Origin of the sequence: Paraburkholderia sp. BCC1886 (genome assembly GCF_900996245.1) — a bacterium.
In the GTDB taxonomy this organism is placed as follows: Bacteria; Pseudomonadota; Gammaproteobacteria; order Burkholderiales; family Burkholderiaceae; genus Paraburkholderia.
This window is the reverse complement of sequence record NZ_CAAJGK010000052.1, coordinates 216,383-235,600: the sequence shown is the minus strand read 5'-3', so window position 1 is coordinate 235,600 and position 19,218 is coordinate 216,383. Positions and strand designations below refer to the sequence as shown.

Genomic DNA, 19,218 nt, shown 5'->3' with positions numbered 1-19,218 from the left:
TTTCACGCGCTTTTCATACGCCCGACATTTCAAACGCCTGACGTCGACATCGGGCGAATTAAACTGCCGAATCGAGGTGCGCACGGTGCGCTCGCGTACAGTGCGAGCGCAATCGCGCGGCCACCCGGAACGGCCTGACGCTTATGCGAGGCAGGCGTCCAGACCGTCGGTGATCAGGTCTTGCGGCAGTTCGATGCCGATGAACACCATCTTGTTGGTCTTCTTTTCGATGGGTTGCCATTTCGCGGCGAGGTCGCTGCCCATCATCTGATGCACGCCCTGGAACACGACCTTGCGGTCCACGCCCTTCATATAGAGCACGCCCTTGTAGCGCAGCAGCCGTTCGCCGTAGATCTGCAGAATGCCGCCGAGGAAGTCTTCGAGCTTGTTCGGGTCGAACGGGCGGTCGTTGCGGTAGACGAACGACTTGATCTTGTCGTCGTGGTGCGCGTGGTGATGGTTGTGTCCATGATCGTGGCCTTCGTGATCGCACTTGCCGTGATCGTGGTCGCAGTTCTCATGATCGTGATCCGCGTGCGTGTGGCCGTGCTCGTCGTGCGCATGCGCGTGATTGTGCGAATGGTCGTCTTCGACGAGGAAGTCCGGGTCGATCTCGAGCTTCGAATTCAGATTGAAGCCGCGCAGGTCGAAAATCTCCTTGATGGGCGCCTCGCCGAAATTCACTTCCTTGATGGCCGCGCGCGGGTTCATGTGCAGCAGGCGGTGGCGCAGGTCGGTCACGTGCTTTTCATCGACCAGATCGGCCTTGGTGATGAACAGGCGGTCGGCGAAACCGACTTGGCGCTGCACCACTTCATGCTCGTCCAGTTGATGATTCGCGTGCTTCGCGTCGACCAGCGTGATGATCGCGTCGAGCAGGAATTCGTTCGCGATCTGATCGTCCATAAAGAAGGTCTGCGCGACCGGCCCCGGATTGGCGAGGCCCGTGGTCTCGATCACCACGCGGTCGAAGTCGAGCGTGCCCGCCTGTTTCTGCGCGGCCAGATCGCCGAGCACGCGCGACAGGTCGCCGCGAATCGTGCAGCAAATACAGCCGTTGCTCATCTGGATGATCTGCTCGCCGGTGTCCTGCACGAGGATTTCGTTGTCGATGTTCTCTTCGCCGAACTCGTTTTCGATCACGGCGATCTTCATGCCGTGCTGTTCGTTCAGGATGCGCTTGAGCAGGGTGGTTTTGCCGCTGCCGAGAAAGCCGGTCAGGATAGTGACGGGAATCATGTGGGTACCTGTGCCTGTATCTGTATGTTGAACGGTGCGTCACCTGCTCGCGACGGGGCGCAAAACAGGACGCGAAATGGGGTGTTTCCGCACTGCGATAGGCCGGGGCGCGGCAGCCTCATGGCGCGAAAGCCCCGTCTGGCCTGGCCGGGTATTGAAACATATCTGCCGGGCCCACGCTGGCGAGCCCGGCGGAATCGCAAAACCAACCCCGAAACTATGGGCGATCAGGCGATTTGCAACAATAGGCCTTTCAGGTACTCCCCTTCGGGGAAGGCCGTCAGCAACGGATGGTCGACGCCTGCGCCCAGCCGCTTGAGAATGCGCGCGTCCACCCGCGCATCGGCCGCCGCGCTGGAGACGATTTTCTGGAACAACTCGGCGTCGATCGCGCCGGAGCACGAGTAGGTGAACAGCAGGCCGCCCGGGCGCAGCAGCTTGAGACCGGTCAGGTTGATGTCCTTGTACGCCCGCGACGCCCGATCCACGTGCTCGCGCGAGGGTGCGAATTTCGGCGGATCGAGCACGATCAGGTCGAAACGCTCGCCCTCGTCGTACAGGCGCCGCAGCGTCTTGAACGCATCGGCGTCGAGCCACGTGGCGCGCCCGGCGTCGAAGCCGTTGGCCACGACGTTCTGCTGCGCGAGCGCCAGCGCTTCGCCCGACGAATCGACCGACACCACGCGCTTCGCGCCGCCCTTCAGCGCCGCCAGCGAAAACCCGCCGGTGTAGCAGAAGCAGTTCAACACGTCGCGATCCTGCGCGTATTGCTGAACCAGCAAGCGGTTGTCCCGCTGATCCACGTAAAAGCCGGTTTTGTGGCCGTTGCGCACGTCGACGTGATAGCGCACGCCGTTTTCGCTCGCGATCAGCGCGTCGGACGGCGGCTCGCCCGCCAGCACACCGGTGATCTGCTCCAGTCCTTCCTTCTGGCGAATCGACACGTCCGAGCGCTCGTACACGTTCGGGCAGCCCGTCGCGTCCACCAGTGCGGCGACGATCGCGTCCTTCCACGCCTCGACGCCCGTCGCCATGAACTGGCAAACGAGCTGGCTGCGCTGGCCGGCGTCTTCGGCCGTGTAGCAATCGACGATCAGGCCGGGCAGGCCGTCCGCTTCACCGAAAATCAGTCGCACGGCGCCGGTGTCGCGCACCATCGTCCGCCGATGCGCGAGCGCGCGCTGCACGCGGCGCTTGAAAAACGCGTGGTCGATCGGCTCGGCCTCGTCGAAGCTCCAGACGCGCGCGCGGATCTGGGAATGCGGGCTGTAGGCGGCGCGCGCGAGAAACCGGCCGTCGTGGGCGCGCACCAGCACGGTGGCGCCGGGCGCGGGATGGCCGTCGACGCGATCGATCGCGTTCGCATAGACCCAAGGGTGCCGGCGCAGCAGCGATTTTTCTTTCGACGGTTTGAGCGTAACGATATTCATCAGGGTGTCAGCAAGGCAATGGGCCGCGTGAACGAGGCAAACGTGGCGTACGGAGAGCCACGCGCACACGGCGGGTAAAGCGAAGGCGGAGACTGCACGCCGCGTCAGCGGACTCAGTCGCGTTTTTTAGCGCGCGGATGCGCTTTGTCGTAGACCTGCGCGAGATGCTGGAAATCGAGCGCGGTATAAACCTGCGTCGCGGTGATGCTGGCGTGGCCGAGCAGTTCCTGCACCGCGCGCAGGTCGCCGCTCGACTGCAACACGTGAGTGGCGAACGAATGCCGCAACACGTGCGGGTGCACGTTGGCGGGAATGCCGGCGACCATGGCAGCGCGCTTCACGCGCTCGCGCACCACGTTCGGCGAAAGCCGGTTGCCGCGGGTCGACAGGAAGAGCGGATGTGGGTCGTGTTTCACCATCTGGTCGCGCACGGCGAGCCACGCGTGCAACGCGATGAGCGCCTTGCTGCCGACGGGCACGACGCGGCGCCGGTTGCCCTTGCCGAGCACTTCGACTTCGGCGGAATCGAGCTTGAGCCAGCCGGCGGAGCGGTAGCCGTTGGCATCGGCGAAACGGGCGTCGAGACCGACCAGCTCCGCCAGCCGCAGACCCGACGAATAGAACAGTTCGAGCATGGCATGGTCGCGCAGACCTTCGGGCGTGTCGGCGGGCGGGCTCTCCATCAGGCGCGTGGCGTCGTCGACGGATAAGGCTTTGGGCAGCGTGCGGGGTTGCTTCGGTGCGCGCACCGTCGCGACCGGATTGGACGGCAGATCGACCCGGCCTGCCAGCCAGCGGTAGAACGCGCGCCACGCGGACAGCCGGTGGCCGATCGAACGCGCCGTCAGGCCGCCCGCATGGGCGCGCGAAACGGCGCCGCGAATATCGACGGCGCTCAGGCTTTCGAGCGGCCGGCCTTTTGCGAGCAGCCGGAGTTGTTCCAGTTCGTGCGTGTAGCCGCGCAGCGTATGCGCGGACAGCCGCCGCACGTGTTCGAGATTCGACAGATAGGCGGCGATCGGGTCGGCGTCGCTCGAGCTTGCTTTAGCGATTGCGCCTGCGTCTGCGCTTGCGTCAGCGGCTTCTGTCGAGGGTTCGGTCACGATGCGGGGCGGATGCGAGTGCGGTTACGGGTGGGCTACCGGCTCAGCGCGGCAGCAGACGGCTGAGCGCCGCGCTCGCCAGACCGCCGATCTGCGTCAGGAAGTCGGTCGCCATTCCTTCGTGAAAGCGGCGCGGGTCGGCCGAACCCATCACGAGCAGACCGAACGTCGGCGCTTCCTCTTTGCCTTCGGGGTCGCGCAAGGCGAGCAGCGCGATCGATTCGGTGCTGGGCGGGGTATCGGACGATGGCGTCTCTTCACTCGCCGGCAGCCACTGCGCGGCCTCGAAACCGGTGTTCGCGCCGCAATACGGCGTGGTGAGGCTGGTCGCGAAGAGGCGGACTTCCTCGCCGACATGGCGCGCGAAGTCGGCCTGCGCATACGGCTCGGAGACATCCCAGACGCGCAAGGCCGCTTGCGGCACGTCGAAGACTTCACGCAGACCGGCGGTGATCGTGCGCGGCAACGCGTAGGGGTCGCGCTCGGCCATCACGCGCAAGGTCCAGCGATTGAACCTGGAGGCAATGCTGTCGTTCTCGTGACCGTAGCGCAGCAGTTCGGCGAGGCGTCGTTCGAGTAGTTTGTTCTTGTCGCGCAGCATTTCCATCTGCCGTTCCTGCAGCGACACCGCGGCTTTGCCGTGTGGGTTCGCCAGCCGTACCGTCGCGAGCATCTCCGCGTGGTCGGCGAAGAATTCGGGGTTGGCCAGCAGGTATTCGACGACTTCGCGATCGTTCATGGTTTCGGCTAAAGCAATACGGAGCGACGCCCGGGGGCGACGCGTCGGTCAAGGAGGTCGGCCGTCCGGTGAATGCGCCGCCCGACTGTGAGAGGTGCTTCAACGGTGCGCTGCAACGGCGCGTTTTCAGCCGCGTGTCTGGAACTGCCTGGCCGGATTCAGTCGGCCAGTTCTATCTCGCCTTCGAATACCGTGGCCGCGGGACCGGCCATCAACAGCGGTTCGGCGGGCTTCGCCGGGTCCCACGTAATGGTGAGTGTGCCGCCATGCGTATGCACCAGCACCGGCGCGTCGAGCAAACCGCGCCGGATGCCGGCTGCGACCGCCGCACAGGCGCCGGTTCCGCAGGCGAGCGTTTCGCCGGCGCCGCGCTCGTAGACGCGCAGTTTGACTTCGCTGCGGCCGACGATCTGCATGAAGCCCGCGTTCACACGGCGCGGAAAACGCGCATGCCGCTCGATCACCGGACCTTCGACGAGCACTGGAAACGCTTCCACGTCGTCGACCACCTGGACCGCATGCGGATTGCCCATCGATACCACCGAAATCCAGCGGGTGACGCCGTTCACGTCGAGCGGCCAGAGCGTGTCGGCGCCTTCGCGGCGACCTTCCAGACCCTTGGTCGCGAACGGCACCTGTTCCGGTTCGAATACCGGCGTGCCCATGTCGACCAGCACTTCGCCATTGTCCTGCATGGTCAGCGTGATCACGCCTTGCTGCACTTGCACGCGCACGCTGCGCTTCCCGGTCAGACCGCGGTCGCGCACGAACTTGACGAAACAGCGCGCGCCGTTGCCGCAATGTTCGACTTCACCGCCGTCGCAATTGAAGATGCGGTATCGGAAATCGACACCGTCCACGGTCGGCTTTTCCACCAGCAACAACTGGTCGGCGCCGACGCCGAAGTGACGGTCGGCCAACGCCCGTACCTGTGCCGGCGTGAGCGCGAGCGGCTGCGTGTAGCCGTCTAGCACGACGAAGTCGTTACCTGCGCCGTGCATTTTGGTGAAAGTCAGTTTCATCGCGCTATTGTAAGTGACGCGCCCGAGGGCGCGGACGGCTTCGATTATTCCGGGTACGTGTCAATACACGCTGGGGACACCCGGCGGCCGCGTCTTGAAACGCTTGTGCACCCAGTAGTACTGCTCGGGGATCAACGGAATCTGTTCTTCGAGGAACGCGTTCATGCGGCGCGCGTCGGCATCGTCGTCGCCGCTCGGGTAGTTGGCCCACGGCTTGAACACTTTCAGCCGATAACCCTTGTAGTGCGGCAGCACCTCGCCGATGAACGGCACGACCTGCGCATGACCGACCTGGGCGAGCCGGCCGACGGCGGTCAGCGTGCAGGTGGGAATGCCGAAAAACGGCACGAAGGTCGAGTTGCGCGCGCCGTAATCCATGTCGGCGCCGAGCATTACCGGCTTGCGGTCGCGCAACCAGCGCAGGACGATGCGCGCGCTGTCGGCGCGACTCGCCATGTCCGCGCCGAAACGGCCGCGCGCTGCTTTGGCCACGTCGTCGAGCACCTTGTTCGACATCGGCTGATACAGCGCGCCGCATTGCCGCTGCAACGCATGGTTGATAAACACCGAGCCGGCTTCGATACCCACGAAATGCGCGCCCAGCAACAGCGTGGGCGGCATGTCCGGGTCGAGCAGATCGACTTCGCTGTCGACCTGCACGAGCTTCTCCAGCTTGCGGGCGGAGCCGAACCATTGCACGCTGCGCTCGACATAACTGCGGATAGCATGGCGAAAATGTTTCTGCGCGATGTCTTCGCGGTGTTCGGCGCTCCATTCGGGGAAACACAAACTCAGATTGATATGAACGATGCGTTTGCGGTTACTCGGCAATTGATAAAGCAGCCAGCCGAGACCGTCGCCCATTCGCGCAACCAATCCGTAAGGCAGGAGCGCCAGAAACTTGAGAAACGCAATGGCCGCGTGGGCGCCGAGACGGCTCAGCATGGTGTCTCCGGGAATAATTGGCCTCGCGACGCAATGCTCGGAAAACCTGCAAACGGGAAGAAATACAGCACGTGTGGGTACTCTGTGACAATCAGAAGAAGTCGCTATAATAAATGCTTCGCCGAGTTAATAGACAACTTGCGGGGCGAAGCCGAACGGAGCATTGCACGTCTTTTACGACATGCAAAGCGCCATCGGTAAAGTAATCCGCTAAAGCGTCGCCGCTTCAGGCTCCCGAAGCTGGCTACGTGAAACTCACCCGTAACCACACAACCGGAGTTCTGCAACGTGGCAAACGACTATCTCTTCACTTCCGAATCCGTTTCCGAAGGCCATCCCGACAAAGTCGCGGACCAGATTTCGGACGCGATCCTCGACGCCATCCTGACGCAAGACAAGTACTCGCGTGTCGCCGCGGAAACGCTGTGCAACACGGGCCTCGTCGTGCTGGCAGGAGAGATCACCACTACCGCCAACGTCGATTACATCCAGGTCGCGCGCAACACGATCAAGCGCATCGGCTATGACAATACCGACTACGGCATCGACTACCGCGGCTGCGCGGTGCTCGTCGCGTACGACAAGCAATCGCCGGACATCGCGCAAGGCGTGGACCGCGCGCACGACAACAACCTCGATCAGGGCGCCGGCGACCAGGGCCTGATGTTCGGTTATGCGTGCGAAGAAACCCCGGAACTGATGCCGCTGCCGATTCACCTGTCGCACCGTCTGGTCGAACGTCAGGCCAATCTGCGCCGCGACGGCCGCTTGCCCTGGCTGCGCCCGGATGCGAAATCGCAGGTCACCGTGCGTTACGTCGACGGCAAGCCGCACGCCATCGACACCGTCGTGCTGTCCACCCAGCACTCGCCGGACATCGATCTGGCCACGCTGCGTGAAGCCGTCATCGAAGAGGTCATCAAGCCGACGCTGCCGGCCGACCTCATCAAGGGCGATATCAAGTTTCTGGTGAACCCGACCGGCCGGTTCGTGATCGGCGGCCCGCAAGGCGACTGCGGTCTGACGGGCCGCAAGATCATCGTCGATACGTACGGCGGCGCGGCACCGCACGGCGGCGGCGCGTTTTCGGGCAAGGACCCGTCGAAGGTCGACCGTTCGGCCGCGTATGCCGGCCGTTATGTGGCGAAGAACATCGTCGCTGCCGGTCTGGCGTCGCGCTGCCTGATCCAGGTGTCGTACGCAATTGGCGTGGCTCAGCCGACCTCGGTGATGGTCAACACGTTCGGCACGGGCCGCGTGTCGGATTCGACCATTACGCGTCTGGTGCAGGAACATTTCGACCTGCGTCCGAAGGGCATCATCCAGATGCTGGACCTGCTGCGTCCGGTGTACGAGAAGAGCGCCGCTTACGGGCACTTCGGCCGCGAAGAGCCGGAATTCACGTGGGAAGCCACGGACAAGGCTTTGGCGCTGGCTGAAGCAGCCGGTACGGAACCCGTCGTCGCGCTGGCTGAATAAACGCGTTCGTCTGAGAGCCGTCAGAAGTTAAAAACCCCGCTGGGCTTGGTGCCCGAGCGGGGTTTTTTTATGTTTCGCGATGCCGCATGGTCAGAGACTCAGCGATTCAGCGACTAGCAAAGGCAAACGCAAACCACCCGGTGCTGCCGTTCGTCGACATCCGGCGCGGCCGGCGGCTACTGTTCTGCAGCGCCGCGACCGGCGCACGCTTTGGCGCGGCGAGACGCAGCGGCGTCGGCTTGCGCAACAGCGTGCGCAGCGAGAAACGGCGCGTACTGCCTTGCAGACGCAGCGCGGAGAAAAACGTGTTGAACCAGGTGCGGATGCTGTCGACGGCTTTGACGTCGCGCCATTGCTCGCCGAGAGCGCGGGTGCGCGTGGCGTGGTGACGGAGCGCGCGAACTACCTGGCGGCGCGCCGGACGCGCGGCCTTCAGTGCGGCGCGGGTGAGACGGGTGCTGAAAAGAGTGTGCATGGCTTCACAAGTAGGCAACGTGTCGCGCGACGGAGGTGCGCCAGTAAGAGCACCAAATGTGCCAATGGCGGGTCGCGAGCGACAGCGCGAAAGCCTGGTATTCGATGAAAAATTGCGCACAACAATTCGGCGCAAGCGGCCAGGTGGGCCAGTGCATGCCGCTTTAAACGACGTAGCAGGGCTGCAACTGCGTGCAGGCTACACGCGAATCGTGACCGCAGAAAGTCGGTTTTTACCCTGCGAATACGGGTTTTTACGGGGGTGTACGGTGCCAGATCACAACGGACTGCTGGCCGGCGAGGATCGTTTACCGTGCATGCCCGCACGCCGGATGTGCGTGCGGGCGGGCGCTGCGCCTGAAAGTCGTGCGTAAGGTTGCGGGCCGCGCCGTGTATCCGCGAAAGGCGAAACTGCCGCCAGCGCGATCGCGCCCGTTTTACAATCCAGCATCGGCTAGTCGACAGTAACGGAACACCATGTCACTTCATTCGAAGAAAGAGCAGATTCAGACGTTGCGGGAGCAGGGCTTCGTCGTGGTACCGGGCCTCGTGTCACCCGAACGATGTGCCGAACTCAAACGGATCGCCGAACAGCAACTGCAGGAAGCGGCGACACCGATCGAGTTCGAAGCGGATTTGCAGTATCCCGGCGCACCGGTGTCGAAGCACGCCCCAGGCGGCCACACGGTACGTCGCTTACTCGATGCCTACGGGCGCCACCCAGGTTTTGCGCAATGGGCGACCGCGCCCGAGATTCGCGGCTGGATGGAGCTGTATTTCGGCGAGGCTCCCCGTCTGTCGCGCGCGCATCACAACTGCATGATGACCAAGCATCCCGCGTACGGCAGCCTGACGGGCTGGCATCGCGACGTGCGCTACTGGTCGTTCGAGCGGGACGACCTGGTGTCGGTCTGGCTCGCGGTCGGTGAAGAGAAGGTGGACAACGGCGCGCTCTGGCTCGTGCCGAAATCGCACAGCGCCGCTTTTACGACCGAACGTTTCGACGAATCCAAATTCTTCCGCTCCGACCTGGAAGAGAATCAGGCGTGGATCCGCACCGCGGTGTCGCCCGAGTTGAAGGCGGGCGACGTGGTGTTTTTCCACTGCAACACGCTGCACTCGGCGGGCAAAAATATCAGCGATCAGGTGAAGTTTTCGCTGGTGTACACCTATCACGGCGTGAGCAACGTGCCGTTGCCGGGTACCCGTTCGGCCGCCAAGCCCGAGATCGCCTTTTAGGCGCGGGCTACCCGGGTCGGGGTGAGACGCCTCAACGTTTGCGCCCCGAGAGCGCCATCCCGGTCAAGCCGGCCAGGGTGGCAATGACGCCGGCCACGATCAGCACGACGGCCTTGTTGGTCGGCGACCCGGTAAAGAAGCGCGAGACTTCGCTGCTCACCGAGTTGAACGCCTGGCCGCCGAAATACAGCAGCACGATACCGCCTACGATCAGCGCGATCGAGATCGCCTTGCCCATGTCTTCCACCTTTCGCCAAGCCTGAACCGGCCAGAGTGTAGGGGAGTGGCACACGCCCGTCCATCCCGCATACTGGGTGTCTGCACGCATCACGTCGATTGGCTAACATAGCGGGCTAGCTCCGCCCAGAAAAACAGAAAAGCCCGTAAAAGCAGCGCCTCCCGCAGCACGCGATCTCCTCACGCCCGCCATGTCGGGCGAGTTCGACTTCACCATCAAGGACACTAGCAATGGCTTACGAAGCAGCTTCAGAACGCTATTCGGATATGCAATACCGCGTCTGCGGCAAGTCGGGTCTCAAACTGCCGGCGCTGTCGCTGGGCTTGTGGCATAACTTCGGCGACACCACGCCGATTTCCACGCAGCGCGACATCCTGCGCACGGCGTTCGATCTCGGCATCACTCACTTCGATCTGGCCAACAACTACGGGCCGCCCTACGGCAGCGCCGAAACCAACTTCGGCCGTCTGTTCAAGGACGATTTCAGGCCGTATCGCGACGAGTTGCTGATCTCGTCGAAGGCGGGTTGGGACATGTGGCCGGGTCCGTACGGACAGGGCGGCGGCTCGCGCAAGTACGTGCTCGCGAGTCTCGACCAGAGCCTGCAACGCATGGGGCTCGACTACGTCGACATTTTCTACTCGCATCGTTTCGATGCCGACACGCCGCTCGAAGAAACCGCCGGCGCGCTGGCCACAGCCGTGCAGCAAGGCAAGGCGCTCTATGTCGGTATCTCGTCGTATTCGGCGAGCAAGACGCTCGAGATGGCGAAGCTGCTCGCCGACTACAAGGTGCCGATGCTGATTCATCAGCCCGCGTACAACATGCTGAACCGCTGGATCGAGGAGGATCTGCTCGATACGCTGGAACAGGTCGGCGCGGGCACGATCGCATTCACGCCGCTCGCGCAGGGTCTGCTCACCGGCAAGTACCTGAATGGCGTGCCGGACGACGCACGTGTCAACAAACCGGGCGGCGGCTCGCTGAAGCAGGAGCATCTGAACGAGCAGAATATCGAGCACGTTCGCAAGCTCGCCGCCATTGCGGAACGGCGCGGGCAGAGCCTCGCGCAGATGGCGTTGGCGTGGGCACTGCGCGATCCGCGGGTGACTTCCGTGCTGATCGGCGCGAGTCGCGCGGAGCAGGTGAAAGAAAACGTTGGCGCGTTGAAGAACCTCGCGTTTTCGAGCGACGAACTCGCGGAAATCGATCGCTACGCGACCGAAGGCGGCATCAACCTGTGGGAAAAACCGTCCACCGATCAGGCAATCTGATCCACTGGACTGTCGCTCGGACCGCCTCGCAAAAAATTCGCGCGGGCGGCCCGACTCGCGAAGATCGACTGCGCTAGACCAGCGCCGGCAATCCTTCGACCAGCACGACTGCGAATACCACGCCGATCAGCGCGCCCAACACGCGCAATGCGTTGTGTCGCAGTTCGGTCTTGCAGGGAAGGGCGCCGACGAACAGCGCGCCGGCCAGCGCCATGGGAATGACCAGAATGAAATCGCCGATCGTGAAGTAGGTCGTCATGCTCGTCTCCTGATGAATGACTGGCGCTGGCCGTGGCTCCGTTTTGCGGAAGTCATGCACGAGCAACGCTCCAGTCGAGTATAGGAGGCGCCGTAAGGACGATGTCGGCGATTGGGCTTGCTGCAGTGCGATTTCACCACCTGCCTTGATCCGGCTCAGTGGGGCCCATCGCTATACCGCGCCGCAGCAAAACTATCTTTTCGCTGTGAAGCGTTTGCTTACATAGGCCTTACTCTTTGGGCCTTTTTCATGCGCTGTACATTGCGGTGCACATCGGGGTTTACCGCGCCGTCGTCTCGTAGCGACGCAGCCTGATCGCGGCCAGCAGCCCGAGAATCAGCAGCGTCCCCACCAGCGCGGTCACGCCATTCCATCCGTAGTTCGCCCACATATGCCCGCCGTACGAGCCGACCACGCTCGATCCGATGTAGTACGCGAGCAGATACAACGCGGCCGCCTGGCCTTTGGCTTCTTTCGCGAGACGGCCGACCCAGCCGCTTGCCACTGAGTGTCCGGCGAAGAAGCCGAAGGTGGTACAGGCGATCCCGGCTGCGATCGCCGCCAGCGGGTGCAACGTGGTGAGCAGCAGGCCGAACGCCATCAGCAGAAGGCTCGCGATCAGCACGCGCGCGCGGCCGAACGTGTCGGCCATGCGCCCCGACCACGGCGACGCCACCACGCCCGTCAGATACACCACGAAAATTGCGCCGATCTCCGTCTGGTTCAACTGATACGGTGGCGCGAGCAACCGGTAGCCGAGGTAGTTGTACAACGTGACGAAACTGCCCATCAGCACGAAGCCGAGCAGGAACAGCAGCGGCAAACCCGGCCGCGTGAACTGTTTGAGCAGCGCCGAGCGGTGATGCGTAAAGCCCAGCCCGCTACGCGGTATGAAATGGCGCGACGGCGGCAGCAACGCGCGAAACGCCAGCATCGACAGGATGCCGAGCACGCCGATCGTGCCGATGGCGACACGCCACGACGCCAGATCCGCGACGATGCCGGTAATCACCCGCCCGGCCATCCCGCCGATGGCCGTTCCGCCAACGTACAGCCCCATGGCGAGACCCAGACCATCGGGATGAACCTCTTCCGCGAGATACGCCATCGCGACCGCGGGCACGCCGCCGAGCGCGAGGCCTTCGAGCGCCCGCAACACGAGCAGTTGATGCCAGTGCGGCGCCAGCGAAACGCCTATCGTCAGCAGCGCCGAGGCCGTGAGCGAGAGCGTCATCAGCTTGTGGCGGCTCCAGCCTTCGGACACGAAGCCGGCCACGAAGATGGCGAGCGCGAGCGCGCCCGTCGTGAGCGAGAGCGAGAGGCTGCTTTGCGCGGGCGTTACGCCGAATGCCGTAGAGAACGAGGGCAGTAGCGGTTGCACGCAGTACAGCAGGGAAAAGGTCGAATAGCCGGCGAACAGCAGTGCGATGCTGGCGCGCCAGTAGGCGCGTGTGCCGCGCTCGAGGTAAGGAATATCGGTGAGTTCAGGCACGGGACAGACGCAATGAATGAAACGAGGTGAGGAAGGTGCGATGAATGTCGGCGCGGGCAGACCGACCGGCGCAAAACCGCGCAAAGGATGTAAGGATACGCTGAAAAAATTGGCGAGGTTGGCCAAACGGGCGGTCCAGCGTGGCGCCGCGTTTTTGAAGTTCGTCGCCGACAGGGTTTATGATGGGCCGGGCGTGGCGCTGGACGATCGCGAATCAATGGCGAATCGACGAATGAAACGCCTTTTGTTCGAGCTTTGCAAAGCCCGGTAAAACGGGAACAATGACTCGAACTTCTCACGTGTTTCGCGCGTGGAAGCTGGGGGCGACCGCAACGGGATGGTCTGGCGCGGCGCTTTTTATCATGACCTTGACCGGCGCGGAAGCCAGAAAGCCGGCTATGGGAGAACGGGGAAATATCATGCAAATCGGTTCCATTGTCCGGTCGGTGCATATCGCAGTGCCGCAAGGCGCGCGCGGAATCGTCATGCGCATTCTCGGCGACATGGCCATGGTGGCGTGGTATGCCGGCGAGCCCGGCGCTTCGCAGCATCTGAACACCGAACCCTTTTTTCTCGAAGACCTGATCGACACGGGCGAGCAGGTGCGTCCGTCGAGTGCGCAGATGCATTGAAGTCCGTCCGATTCACTTTTGTTTGATGACTGTTTGCCAGGCCTTTGGTTGAACGTTTCCCGCATGTGAGCCGTTGCCCTCGTGTTTGACGGCGGCGCGGCGCACAATGCGGCCATGAACGACGACAACTACGAATCCCGGCCCGACGCCAGTAGCGCCGTGCCGTTCGCCCGGCTTCAGCCGGAAATCGTGCTCGACGCGCTCGACAGCGTGCTCACCAGCGCGGGCATGCGCACTGATGGCCGTATGCTGCCGCTCAACAGTTACGAGAACCGTGTGTATCAGGTGGGCGTGGAAGACGGCCCGCCGGTGGTGGCGAAGTTTTATCGCCCCGAGCGTTGGAGCGACGCGGCCATTCTCGAAGAACATGCCTTTGTCGCCGATCTCGCCGCGCGCGAGATTCCGGCGGTGCCTGCCCGCGTGATCGAGGGGCGTTCGCTGCATCAATTCGACGGTTTTCGCTTTTCGATATTCGAGCGACGGGGTGGGCGCGCGCCTGATCTCGATCGGCGGGACACGCTTGAATGGCTGGGTCGATTTATCGGACGGATTCATGCGGTTGGGCAGACGCAGGATTACGCGGAGCGGCCCACGCTCGACATTCACACGTTTGGATATGAGCCACGCGACTTTCTTTTGTCGCAGCAGTTCGTGCCGAACGACGTGCGCACGGCATGGGAGACGGTGGTGAATCTTGCGCTCGAGGGGGTGGAGCGTGCATTCGAGCGGGCGGGTGAGATCCGGATGTTGCGCATGCATGGCGACTGTCATCCGAGCAATGTGTTGTGGACGGATGCCGGGCCGCATTTCGTCGATTTCGACGACAGCCGGATGGGGCCGGCGGTGCAGGATTTGTGGTTGTTGTTGCCGGGCGATCGGGTGGAGGCGTCGCAGGCGCTGGCCGATCTGCTGGCGGGGTATGAGGATTTTTGCGATTTCGAGCCTCGCGAGTTGCATCTGGTGGAGGCTTTGCGGACGTTACGGTTGATTCATTACCAGGCCTGGCTGGCGCGGCGGTGGGATGATCCGGCTTTTCCGGCGGCGTTTCCCTGGTTTAATACGCAGCGGTATTGGGAGGAGAGGGTTTTGGAGATGCGGGAGCAAGTGGGGGTTATGGGGGAAGGGCCACTTTGGCCCGTTTGAGGGGCTTTTTCGTTGCACTGGCTGGTTTTTTTCGTTGCACTGGCTTCTTTGGCCTCTCCTTGCTTTGTCAGTGGTCTATTAGCGTTCCCCCTGTGCGGGGGGGCACCTACTTTTCTTTGCCGCCGCAAAGAAAAGTAGGCAAAAGAAAGCGGGCTCAAACCGCTAACCATTAAGCGGGCCCCGCGCGGGGTTTCTGGTAGTGGTGCATCTGGAATCCGTGCTCCCGCACATTCCACGTTCGTGACACAGCAGTCATTCTTCCGGCGGCGCTTCGCGCGCCCCCGGGTCGTTCTTGGAACCCTCGGTTTTTTTGCCTTCCGCCGTTTACCCATCCGCGACGCACGCAGTGCGGAGTGGGAGCTGATGAGTGCTTTGTCACTAACGCAGAATGCGCGAGGGCACGGATTCCAGATGCACCACTACCAAAGAAATGCTGCGGTTCCCGCTTAAGAATTAGCGGTGTGAGCCGCTTTCTTTTGCCTACTTTTCTTTGCGGCGGCAAAGAAAAGTAGGTGTGTAGTGGTCCAATGATCCTGGACACCTCAAAAGGGGATAATTCTCCAACTGAGGTGAGAAATGAGCAGACGGAACATTCCTGAAGAATTCAAGGCAGAAGCAGTCCAGCTGGTGGTTAGCAAGGGCTATTCGTACTCGCAGGCCTGCGAAGCGCTGGGCGTAGGCGACACGGCGTTGCGTCGCTGGGTCGCACTGTGGCGCGAGGAGCAGGCCAAACCGCCGCGCACCGCGATAGAGATCGAGACCGACGCGCGGCGTATTCGCGAGCTCGAGGCGAAGGTCGCCGATCTCGAGAGGGAACGGGACATTCTAAAAAAGTCTACGGCCTTCTTCGTCAAGGAAATGGATCGCTTCCCGAAGTGATCCAGTCACTGAAGAAGGCCTGGCCGGTGAGTGTGATGTGTGAGGTGATGAACATGGCGCGCAGCAGCTTTTACGCGTTTGCGGGGCGCCCGTCGGCCAGCCCTGGCGCCTGCGCGCAGATGGCGGCTGCCCGCGAGATCCATCGTGAAACCCGCTGTAGCTATGGCAGCCGCAGGATGTCGGACGAGCTCAAAAAGCGTGGTCACCAGGTGGGGCGTTATCGGGCCCGCACGCTGATGCAGCGCGCGCAGCTGGTGGTGACCAGAAAGCGCACGCATCGCTACCAGAAGAGCAGCGGCGAGGCGCTGGTGGCGCCGAATCTGCTCGCGCGCAAGTTCGAGCCACCGTCCATCAACCAGGTGTGGGCAGGCGATATTACTTATGTGAGAACGCATCAGGGCTGGTCGTATCTCGCCATCGTGATGGACCTGTATTCGCGCCGTATCGTCGGCTGGGCATTTGCGCTGCTGCCGGATACGGAACTGGTCATCAGGGCTTTGCAGCAGGCACGCGAGCAGCGACGACCGCCGTCAAGGGTGATGTTCCACTCGGATCAGGGATGCCAGTACACCAGCGCGCACTTCGTGAACGAACTGAAGGCAAACGGCATCGTTCAGAGCATGAGCCGAAAGGGGAATTGCTGGGATAACGCGCCTGTGGAACGTTTCTTTAGAAGCCTGAAAAGCGAATGGATCGACGAAAAAGGGTACCCCGATCACGCGCATGCCGAACGCGACATCGGGGCCTACATCGACGACTTTTATAACTACCGTCGCATCCATTCGGCAGCAGGTGGCCAGCCGCCAGCACGATGCGAAGCTTCACTTTTTTAAAAATTCCCCTTTCGGGATGTCCAGATTTACTTGACCACTACAGTGCCCCCCCGCACAGGGGGAACGCTAATAGACCACTAACAAAGCAAGGAGAGGCCAAAAAATCCAGAGCAACAAAAAAAAGCCAGTGCAACGGAAAAAACCCCATTCACTCAGGCCGCCAGGCCCCCACCTCCCGCGCCGCCTTGGCGCCCTCCACCTGTAATAAAGTCGGCAACGAAACCCCATTCTTCGCCGCCGTAACCTCGGCCAGAATCGACACCGCAATCTCCGGCGGTGTCCTGCTCCCGATATAAATCCCCACCGGCCCGTGTAACCGCGCCACCTCCGCCTCGTTCAGATCGAATTCCTTCAACCGCTCGCGCCGCGCCTGATTATTCCGCCGCGATCCCAACGCCCCCACGTAAAAAGCCGGCGTCTTCAACGCCTCCATCAACGCAAGATCGTCCAGCTTCGGATCGTGCGTCAGCGCAATCACCGCACACCGCTCGTCGAGCTTCATCTCGATCACGATATCGTCCGGCATCGTCCGCACGATCCGCGTGCCCGGAATGCTCCACTCCTCCGTGTACTCCTCACGCGGATCGCACACGGTCACCTGATAATCCAGCCCCACCGCAATGTTGCACAAATAGCGCGACAACTGCCCCGCGCCAATCACCAGCATCCGGTAACGCGGGCCGTGTATCGTCAGCAAGCGCCGGTCGTCGAAGTGCACGCCGTCAGTCGCCTCCGCCGGACCGAGCCGGACAGCCCCCGTCTCCATGTCGACCTCGCGCGCCATCAGACGGCCACCCTCCACGGCATCGCACAGCTCGGCAATGCCGCTTCGCGCCGTCAACGGTTCGAGCACCAGTTGAATCGTCCCGCCGCAAGGCAAGCCGAAACGATGCGCTTCCTCCGCCGTAATGCCGTACTTCACCGCCTCCGGACGCGTCTGCTCGATGCCCCGCTGGCGTACCCGCTCGATCAGATCGTCCTCGATGCAGCCGCCCGACACCGACCCCACCACCAGGCCGTCGTCGCGCACGGCCAGCATCGCGCCCTCGGGACGCGGCGACGAACCCCAGGTCTTCACCACCGTCACCAGGAGTGCGCGATGTCCCTCCGCCAGCCAGCGCGCACTGGACTTGAGGACTTCGAGATCCACGCTGTCCATGATCGATTCCTTATGATTCGGTTCGGTTGCGTTGCCCACCCGGCGCCCACGTTACAAGGGCCGCCGCGGCAGGCTTCATGCTATTCGCGTGCCAGGGCGGAATGCCTGCGCGAATAAGAGAAATAAATCGCCATGCCCACGACCAGCCAGACCACGAAGGCAATCCACGTGATCAGCTGGAGATTCACCATCAGGAACAGACAGGCCGCGACCGCCAGCACCGGCACCACGGGCACGCCCGGGCAGCGAAACGCCCGCGGCAGGTCGGGATGGGTCCGCCGCAACACCAGCACCGCGATCGACACCATCGAAAACGCCGCCAGCGTGCCGATGTTGATCAGCTCGGCGAGGACGTTCAGCGGCACCAGCGCGCCGATCAGACCGAAGAAGAGGCCAACCAGCCACGTGGTAAAAAACGGCGTCGCGAACTTGGGGTGCAGCTTCGACAGCCGCGCCGGCAACAGGCCGTCGCGCGACATGGCGAAGATTACGCGAGTCTGGCCGTAAGCCATGACCAGAATGACAGTCAGCATGCCGAGCACCGCGCCCAGATCGATGAAACCCGCCACCCAGTTCTGACCGACCACCTGTAACGCATACGACACCGGGTGCGACACGTTCGCGAATTGCGGCGACGGCACGATGCCCGTCACCACGGCCGCGACGGCCACGTACAGCACCGCGCACACGCCCAGCGACGCGATGATCCCGATCGGGAGATCGCGCTTCGGATTCTTCACTTCCTCGGCCGCGGAGGACACGGAGTCGAAGCCGATGAACGCGAAAAACATCACCGCCGCCGCGCCGAACACGCCGTGCCAGCCGTTCGGCATGAAGGGATGCCAGTTGGCCGGCGTGACGTGAAATGCGCCCACGCCGATCACCAGCAGCACGACGACGACCTTGATCGCCACCATCACGTTGTTGATGCGCGCAGACTCCCGCACGCCGACGGACAGCAGTGCGGTGATCGCCATCATCACGAGGAAAGCGGGCAGGTTGAAGAGCGTTTCGTGACCGGGCAACGCGCCGGGCGCGGCGCTCAGCGCAACCGGCAAGGACACGCCGAAGCCCGCCAGCAGCGATTGCAGATAGCCCGACCAGCCGACCGAGACAGCGGAGGTGGCCAGCCCGTATTCGAGCATCAGGTCCCAGCCAATGATCCACGCGGCCATCTCGCCGAGCGTCGCGTACGAGTACGTGTAAATCGAACCGGCCACCGGAATGGTCGACGCGAATTCGGCGTAAGCCAGCGCGGCAAAGCCGCAAGCGATGGCGGCGATCAGAAAAGAGACCATCAGCGCCGGGCCGGCTTGCACGGCGCCGGTGCCCGTCAGAACGAAAATGCCGGTGCCGATAATGGCGCCGACGCCGAGCAAAGTCAGGTCGAGCGCGCCGAGCGCCTTTTTCAGGCCGGCGTTCCGGGCGCTGTCGGCAATCATGTGCTCGACGTTTTTCTTGCGAAACAGGGACATTGGCGGAGGTCTCCAGTAGTGCACGCATGCTGCGCGCCGAATGTCGGGAAACCTTCGATTTTAATGGATACGCCGGGGTGCACTATTTTGGGACACGGTCCCGAACGGGACACTGGGAAGAGAAACGCCGCAAAAACGAAGTGTGCACGACCGCATGCAGCGTG

General features: G+C 62.8%; 19 protein-coding genes and 1 pseudogene. 8 read left to right on the top strand and 12 right to left on the bottom strand.

Features of this window, described 5'->3' with window-relative positions:
• Positions 1 to 141: 141 nt before the first annotated feature.
• The 6 genes from FQ746_RS19230 to FQ746_RS19205 all read right to left on the bottom strand — a co-directional run bounded on the left by FQ746_RS19230 (position 142) and on the right by FQ746_RS19205 (position 6,478).
• The gene (locus tag FQ746_RS19230) at positions 142 to 1,239 is read right to left on the bottom strand and encodes a CobW family GTP-binding protein (protein ID WP_144111222.1); all 1,098 of its coding nucleotides are present in this window, start codon (positions 1,237 to 1,239) and stop codon (positions 142 to 144) included.
• A 227-nt stretch (positions 1,240 to 1,466) separates the two neighbouring features.
• Entirely contained in the window at positions 1,467 to 2,669 is a 1,203-nt protein-coding gene (locus tag FQ746_RS19225; protein ID WP_144111221.1) for a class I SAM-dependent rRNA methyltransferase, read from the bottom strand.
• A 113-nt stretch (positions 2,670 to 2,782) separates the two neighbouring features.
• Positions 2,783 to 3,721: a tyrosine recombinase XerC gene (xerC, locus tag FQ746_RS19220; RefSeq protein WP_144111503.1), complete on the bottom strand. Its 939-nt coding sequence runs from the start codon at positions 3,719 to 3,721 to the stop codon at positions 2,783 to 2,785.
• 94 nt (positions 3,722 to 3,815) lie between these two features.
• Positions 3,816 to 4,511: a DUF484 family protein gene (locus tag FQ746_RS19215; RefSeq protein ID WP_144111220.1), complete on the bottom strand. Its 696-nt coding sequence runs from the start codon at positions 4,509 to 4,511 to the stop codon at positions 3,816 to 3,818.
• Positions 4,512 to 4,669: 158 nt separating this feature from the next.
• Positions 4,670 to 5,533 carry a diaminopimelate epimerase gene (gene dapF, locus FQ746_RS19210; protein WP_144111219.1) on the bottom strand — a complete coding sequence of 288 codons (864 nt, stop codon included), beginning with the start codon at positions 5,531 to 5,533 and terminating at the stop codon, positions 4,670 to 4,672.
• Positions 5,534 to 5,593: 60 nt separating this feature from the next.
• Complete coding sequence (locus tag FQ746_RS19205; protein ID WP_144111218.1) at positions 5,594 to 6,478, bottom strand: lipid A biosynthesis lauroyl acyltransferase; 885 nt, start codon at positions 6,476 to 6,478, stop codon at positions 5,594 to 5,596.
• A 288-nt stretch (positions 6,479 to 6,766) separates the two neighbouring features.
• Between FQ746_RS19205 and metK the strand changes: the two genes are divergently transcribed.
• Complete coding sequence (gene metK / locus FQ746_RS19200; protein WP_144111217.1) at positions 6,767 to 7,957, top strand: methionine adenosyltransferase; 1,191 nt, start codon at positions 6,767 to 6,769, stop codon at positions 7,955 to 7,957.
• A gap of 106 nt (positions 7,958 to 8,063) precedes the next feature.
• Here metK and FQ746_RS19195 read toward each other — a convergent pair whose 3' ends face one another.
• Positions 8,064 to 8,432, bottom strand: coding sequence for a hypothetical protein (locus FQ746_RS19195; RefSeq protein WP_144111216.1), 369 nt, complete (start codon positions 8,430 to 8,432; stop codon positions 8,064 to 8,066).
• A 476-nt stretch (positions 8,433 to 8,908) separates the two neighbouring features.
• Between FQ746_RS19195 and FQ746_RS19190 the strand changes: the two genes are divergently transcribed.
• Complete coding sequence (locus FQ746_RS19190; protein ID WP_144111215.1) at positions 8,909 to 9,670, top strand: phytanoyl-CoA dioxygenase family protein; 762 nt, start codon at positions 8,909 to 8,911, stop codon at positions 9,668 to 9,670.
• 31 nt (positions 9,671 to 9,701) lie between these two features.
• On the opposite strand, the gene FQ746_RS19185 is transcribed toward FQ746_RS19190, so the two are convergent.
• On the bottom strand, positions 9,702 to 9,908 hold the full coding sequence (locus FQ746_RS19185) for a DUF3185 family protein (protein ID WP_144111214.1): 207 nt from the start codon (positions 9,906 to 9,908) through the stop codon (positions 9,702 to 9,704).
• Positions 9,909 to 10,138: 230 nt separating this feature from the next.
• Between FQ746_RS19185 and mgrA the strand changes: the two genes are divergently transcribed.
• Positions 10,139 to 11,182 carry an L-glyceraldehyde 3-phosphate reductase gene (mgrA, locus tag FQ746_RS19180; RefSeq protein ID WP_144111213.1) on the top strand — a complete coding sequence of 348 codons (1,044 nt, stop codon included), beginning with the start codon at positions 10,139 to 10,141 and terminating at the stop codon, positions 11,180 to 11,182.
• A 73-nt stretch (positions 11,183 to 11,255) separates the two neighbouring features.
• Here the strand turns inward: mgrA and FQ746_RS19175 are convergent, their stop codons facing one another.
• Together FQ746_RS19175 and FQ746_RS19170 are read right to left on the bottom strand one after the other, a co-directional pair.
• Entirely contained in the window at positions 11,256 to 11,441 is a 186-nt protein-coding gene (locus FQ746_RS19175; RefSeq protein WP_120297341.1) for a hypothetical protein, read from the bottom strand.
• 280 nt (positions 11,442 to 11,721) lie between these two features.
• Positions 11,722 to 12,951: an MFS transporter gene (locus tag FQ746_RS19170; protein WP_409932412.1), complete on the bottom strand. Its 1,230-nt coding sequence runs from the start codon at positions 12,949 to 12,951 to the stop codon at positions 11,722 to 11,724.
• Between FQ746_RS19170 and FQ746_RS19165 the strand changes: the two genes are divergently transcribed.
• The 5 genes and pseudogenes from FQ746_RS19165 (at position 12,950) to FQ746_RS19150 (ending at position 16,420) form a co-directional block, all read left to right on the top strand.
• The gene (locus FQ746_RS19165; protein WP_144111211.1) at positions 12,950 to 13,204 is read left to right on the top strand and encodes a hypothetical protein; all 255 of its coding nucleotides are present in this window, start codon (positions 12,950 to 12,952) and stop codon (positions 13,202 to 13,204) included. The two genes, FQ746_RS19170 and FQ746_RS19165, sit on opposite strands and share 2 nt — an antisense overlap.
• Positions 13,205 to 13,352: 148 nt before the next feature.
• A complete protein-coding gene (locus tag FQ746_RS19160) occupies positions 13,353 to 13,565 on the top strand; it encodes a hypothetical protein (RefSeq protein ID WP_144111210.1) in 213 nt (70 codons plus the stop codon).
• A gap of 114 nt (positions 13,566 to 13,679) precedes the next feature.
• Positions 13,680 to 14,708 (top strand): serine/threonine protein kinase, encoded by a 1,029-nt coding sequence (locus FQ746_RS19155; RefSeq protein WP_144111209.1) that lies wholly within the window; start codon positions 13,680 to 13,682, stop codon positions 14,706 to 14,708.
• 576 nt (positions 14,709 to 15,284) lie between these two features.
• A pseudogene (locus tag FQ746_RS35240) lies at positions 15,285 to 15,464 on the top strand (transposase); the annotation flags it as partial.
• Positions 15,419 to 16,420 carry an IS3 family transposase gene (locus FQ746_RS19150; RefSeq protein WP_260854102.1) on the top strand — a complete coding sequence of 334 codons (1,002 nt, stop codon included), beginning with the start codon at positions 15,419 to 15,421 and terminating at the stop codon, positions 16,418 to 16,420. The pseudogene FQ746_RS35240 and the gene FQ746_RS19150, both read left to right, overlap by 46 nt.
• Positions 16,421 to 16,568: 148 nt before the next feature.
• Here FQ746_RS19150 and FQ746_RS19145 read toward each other — a convergent pair whose 3' ends face one another.
• Both FQ746_RS19145 and FQ746_RS19140 read right to left on the bottom strand, forming a co-directional pair.
• Positions 16,569 to 17,579, bottom strand: coding sequence for an XdhC family protein (locus tag FQ746_RS19145; RefSeq protein ID WP_144111208.1), 1,011 nt, complete (start codon positions 17,577 to 17,579; stop codon positions 16,569 to 16,571).
• Positions 17,580 to 17,659: 80 nt separating this feature from the next.
• Positions 17,660 to 19,054: an amino acid permease gene (locus tag FQ746_RS19140; RefSeq protein WP_144111207.1), complete on the bottom strand. Its 1,395-nt coding sequence runs from the start codon at positions 19,052 to 19,054 to the stop codon at positions 17,660 to 17,662.
• Positions 19,055 to 19,218 lie beyond the last annotated feature (164 nt).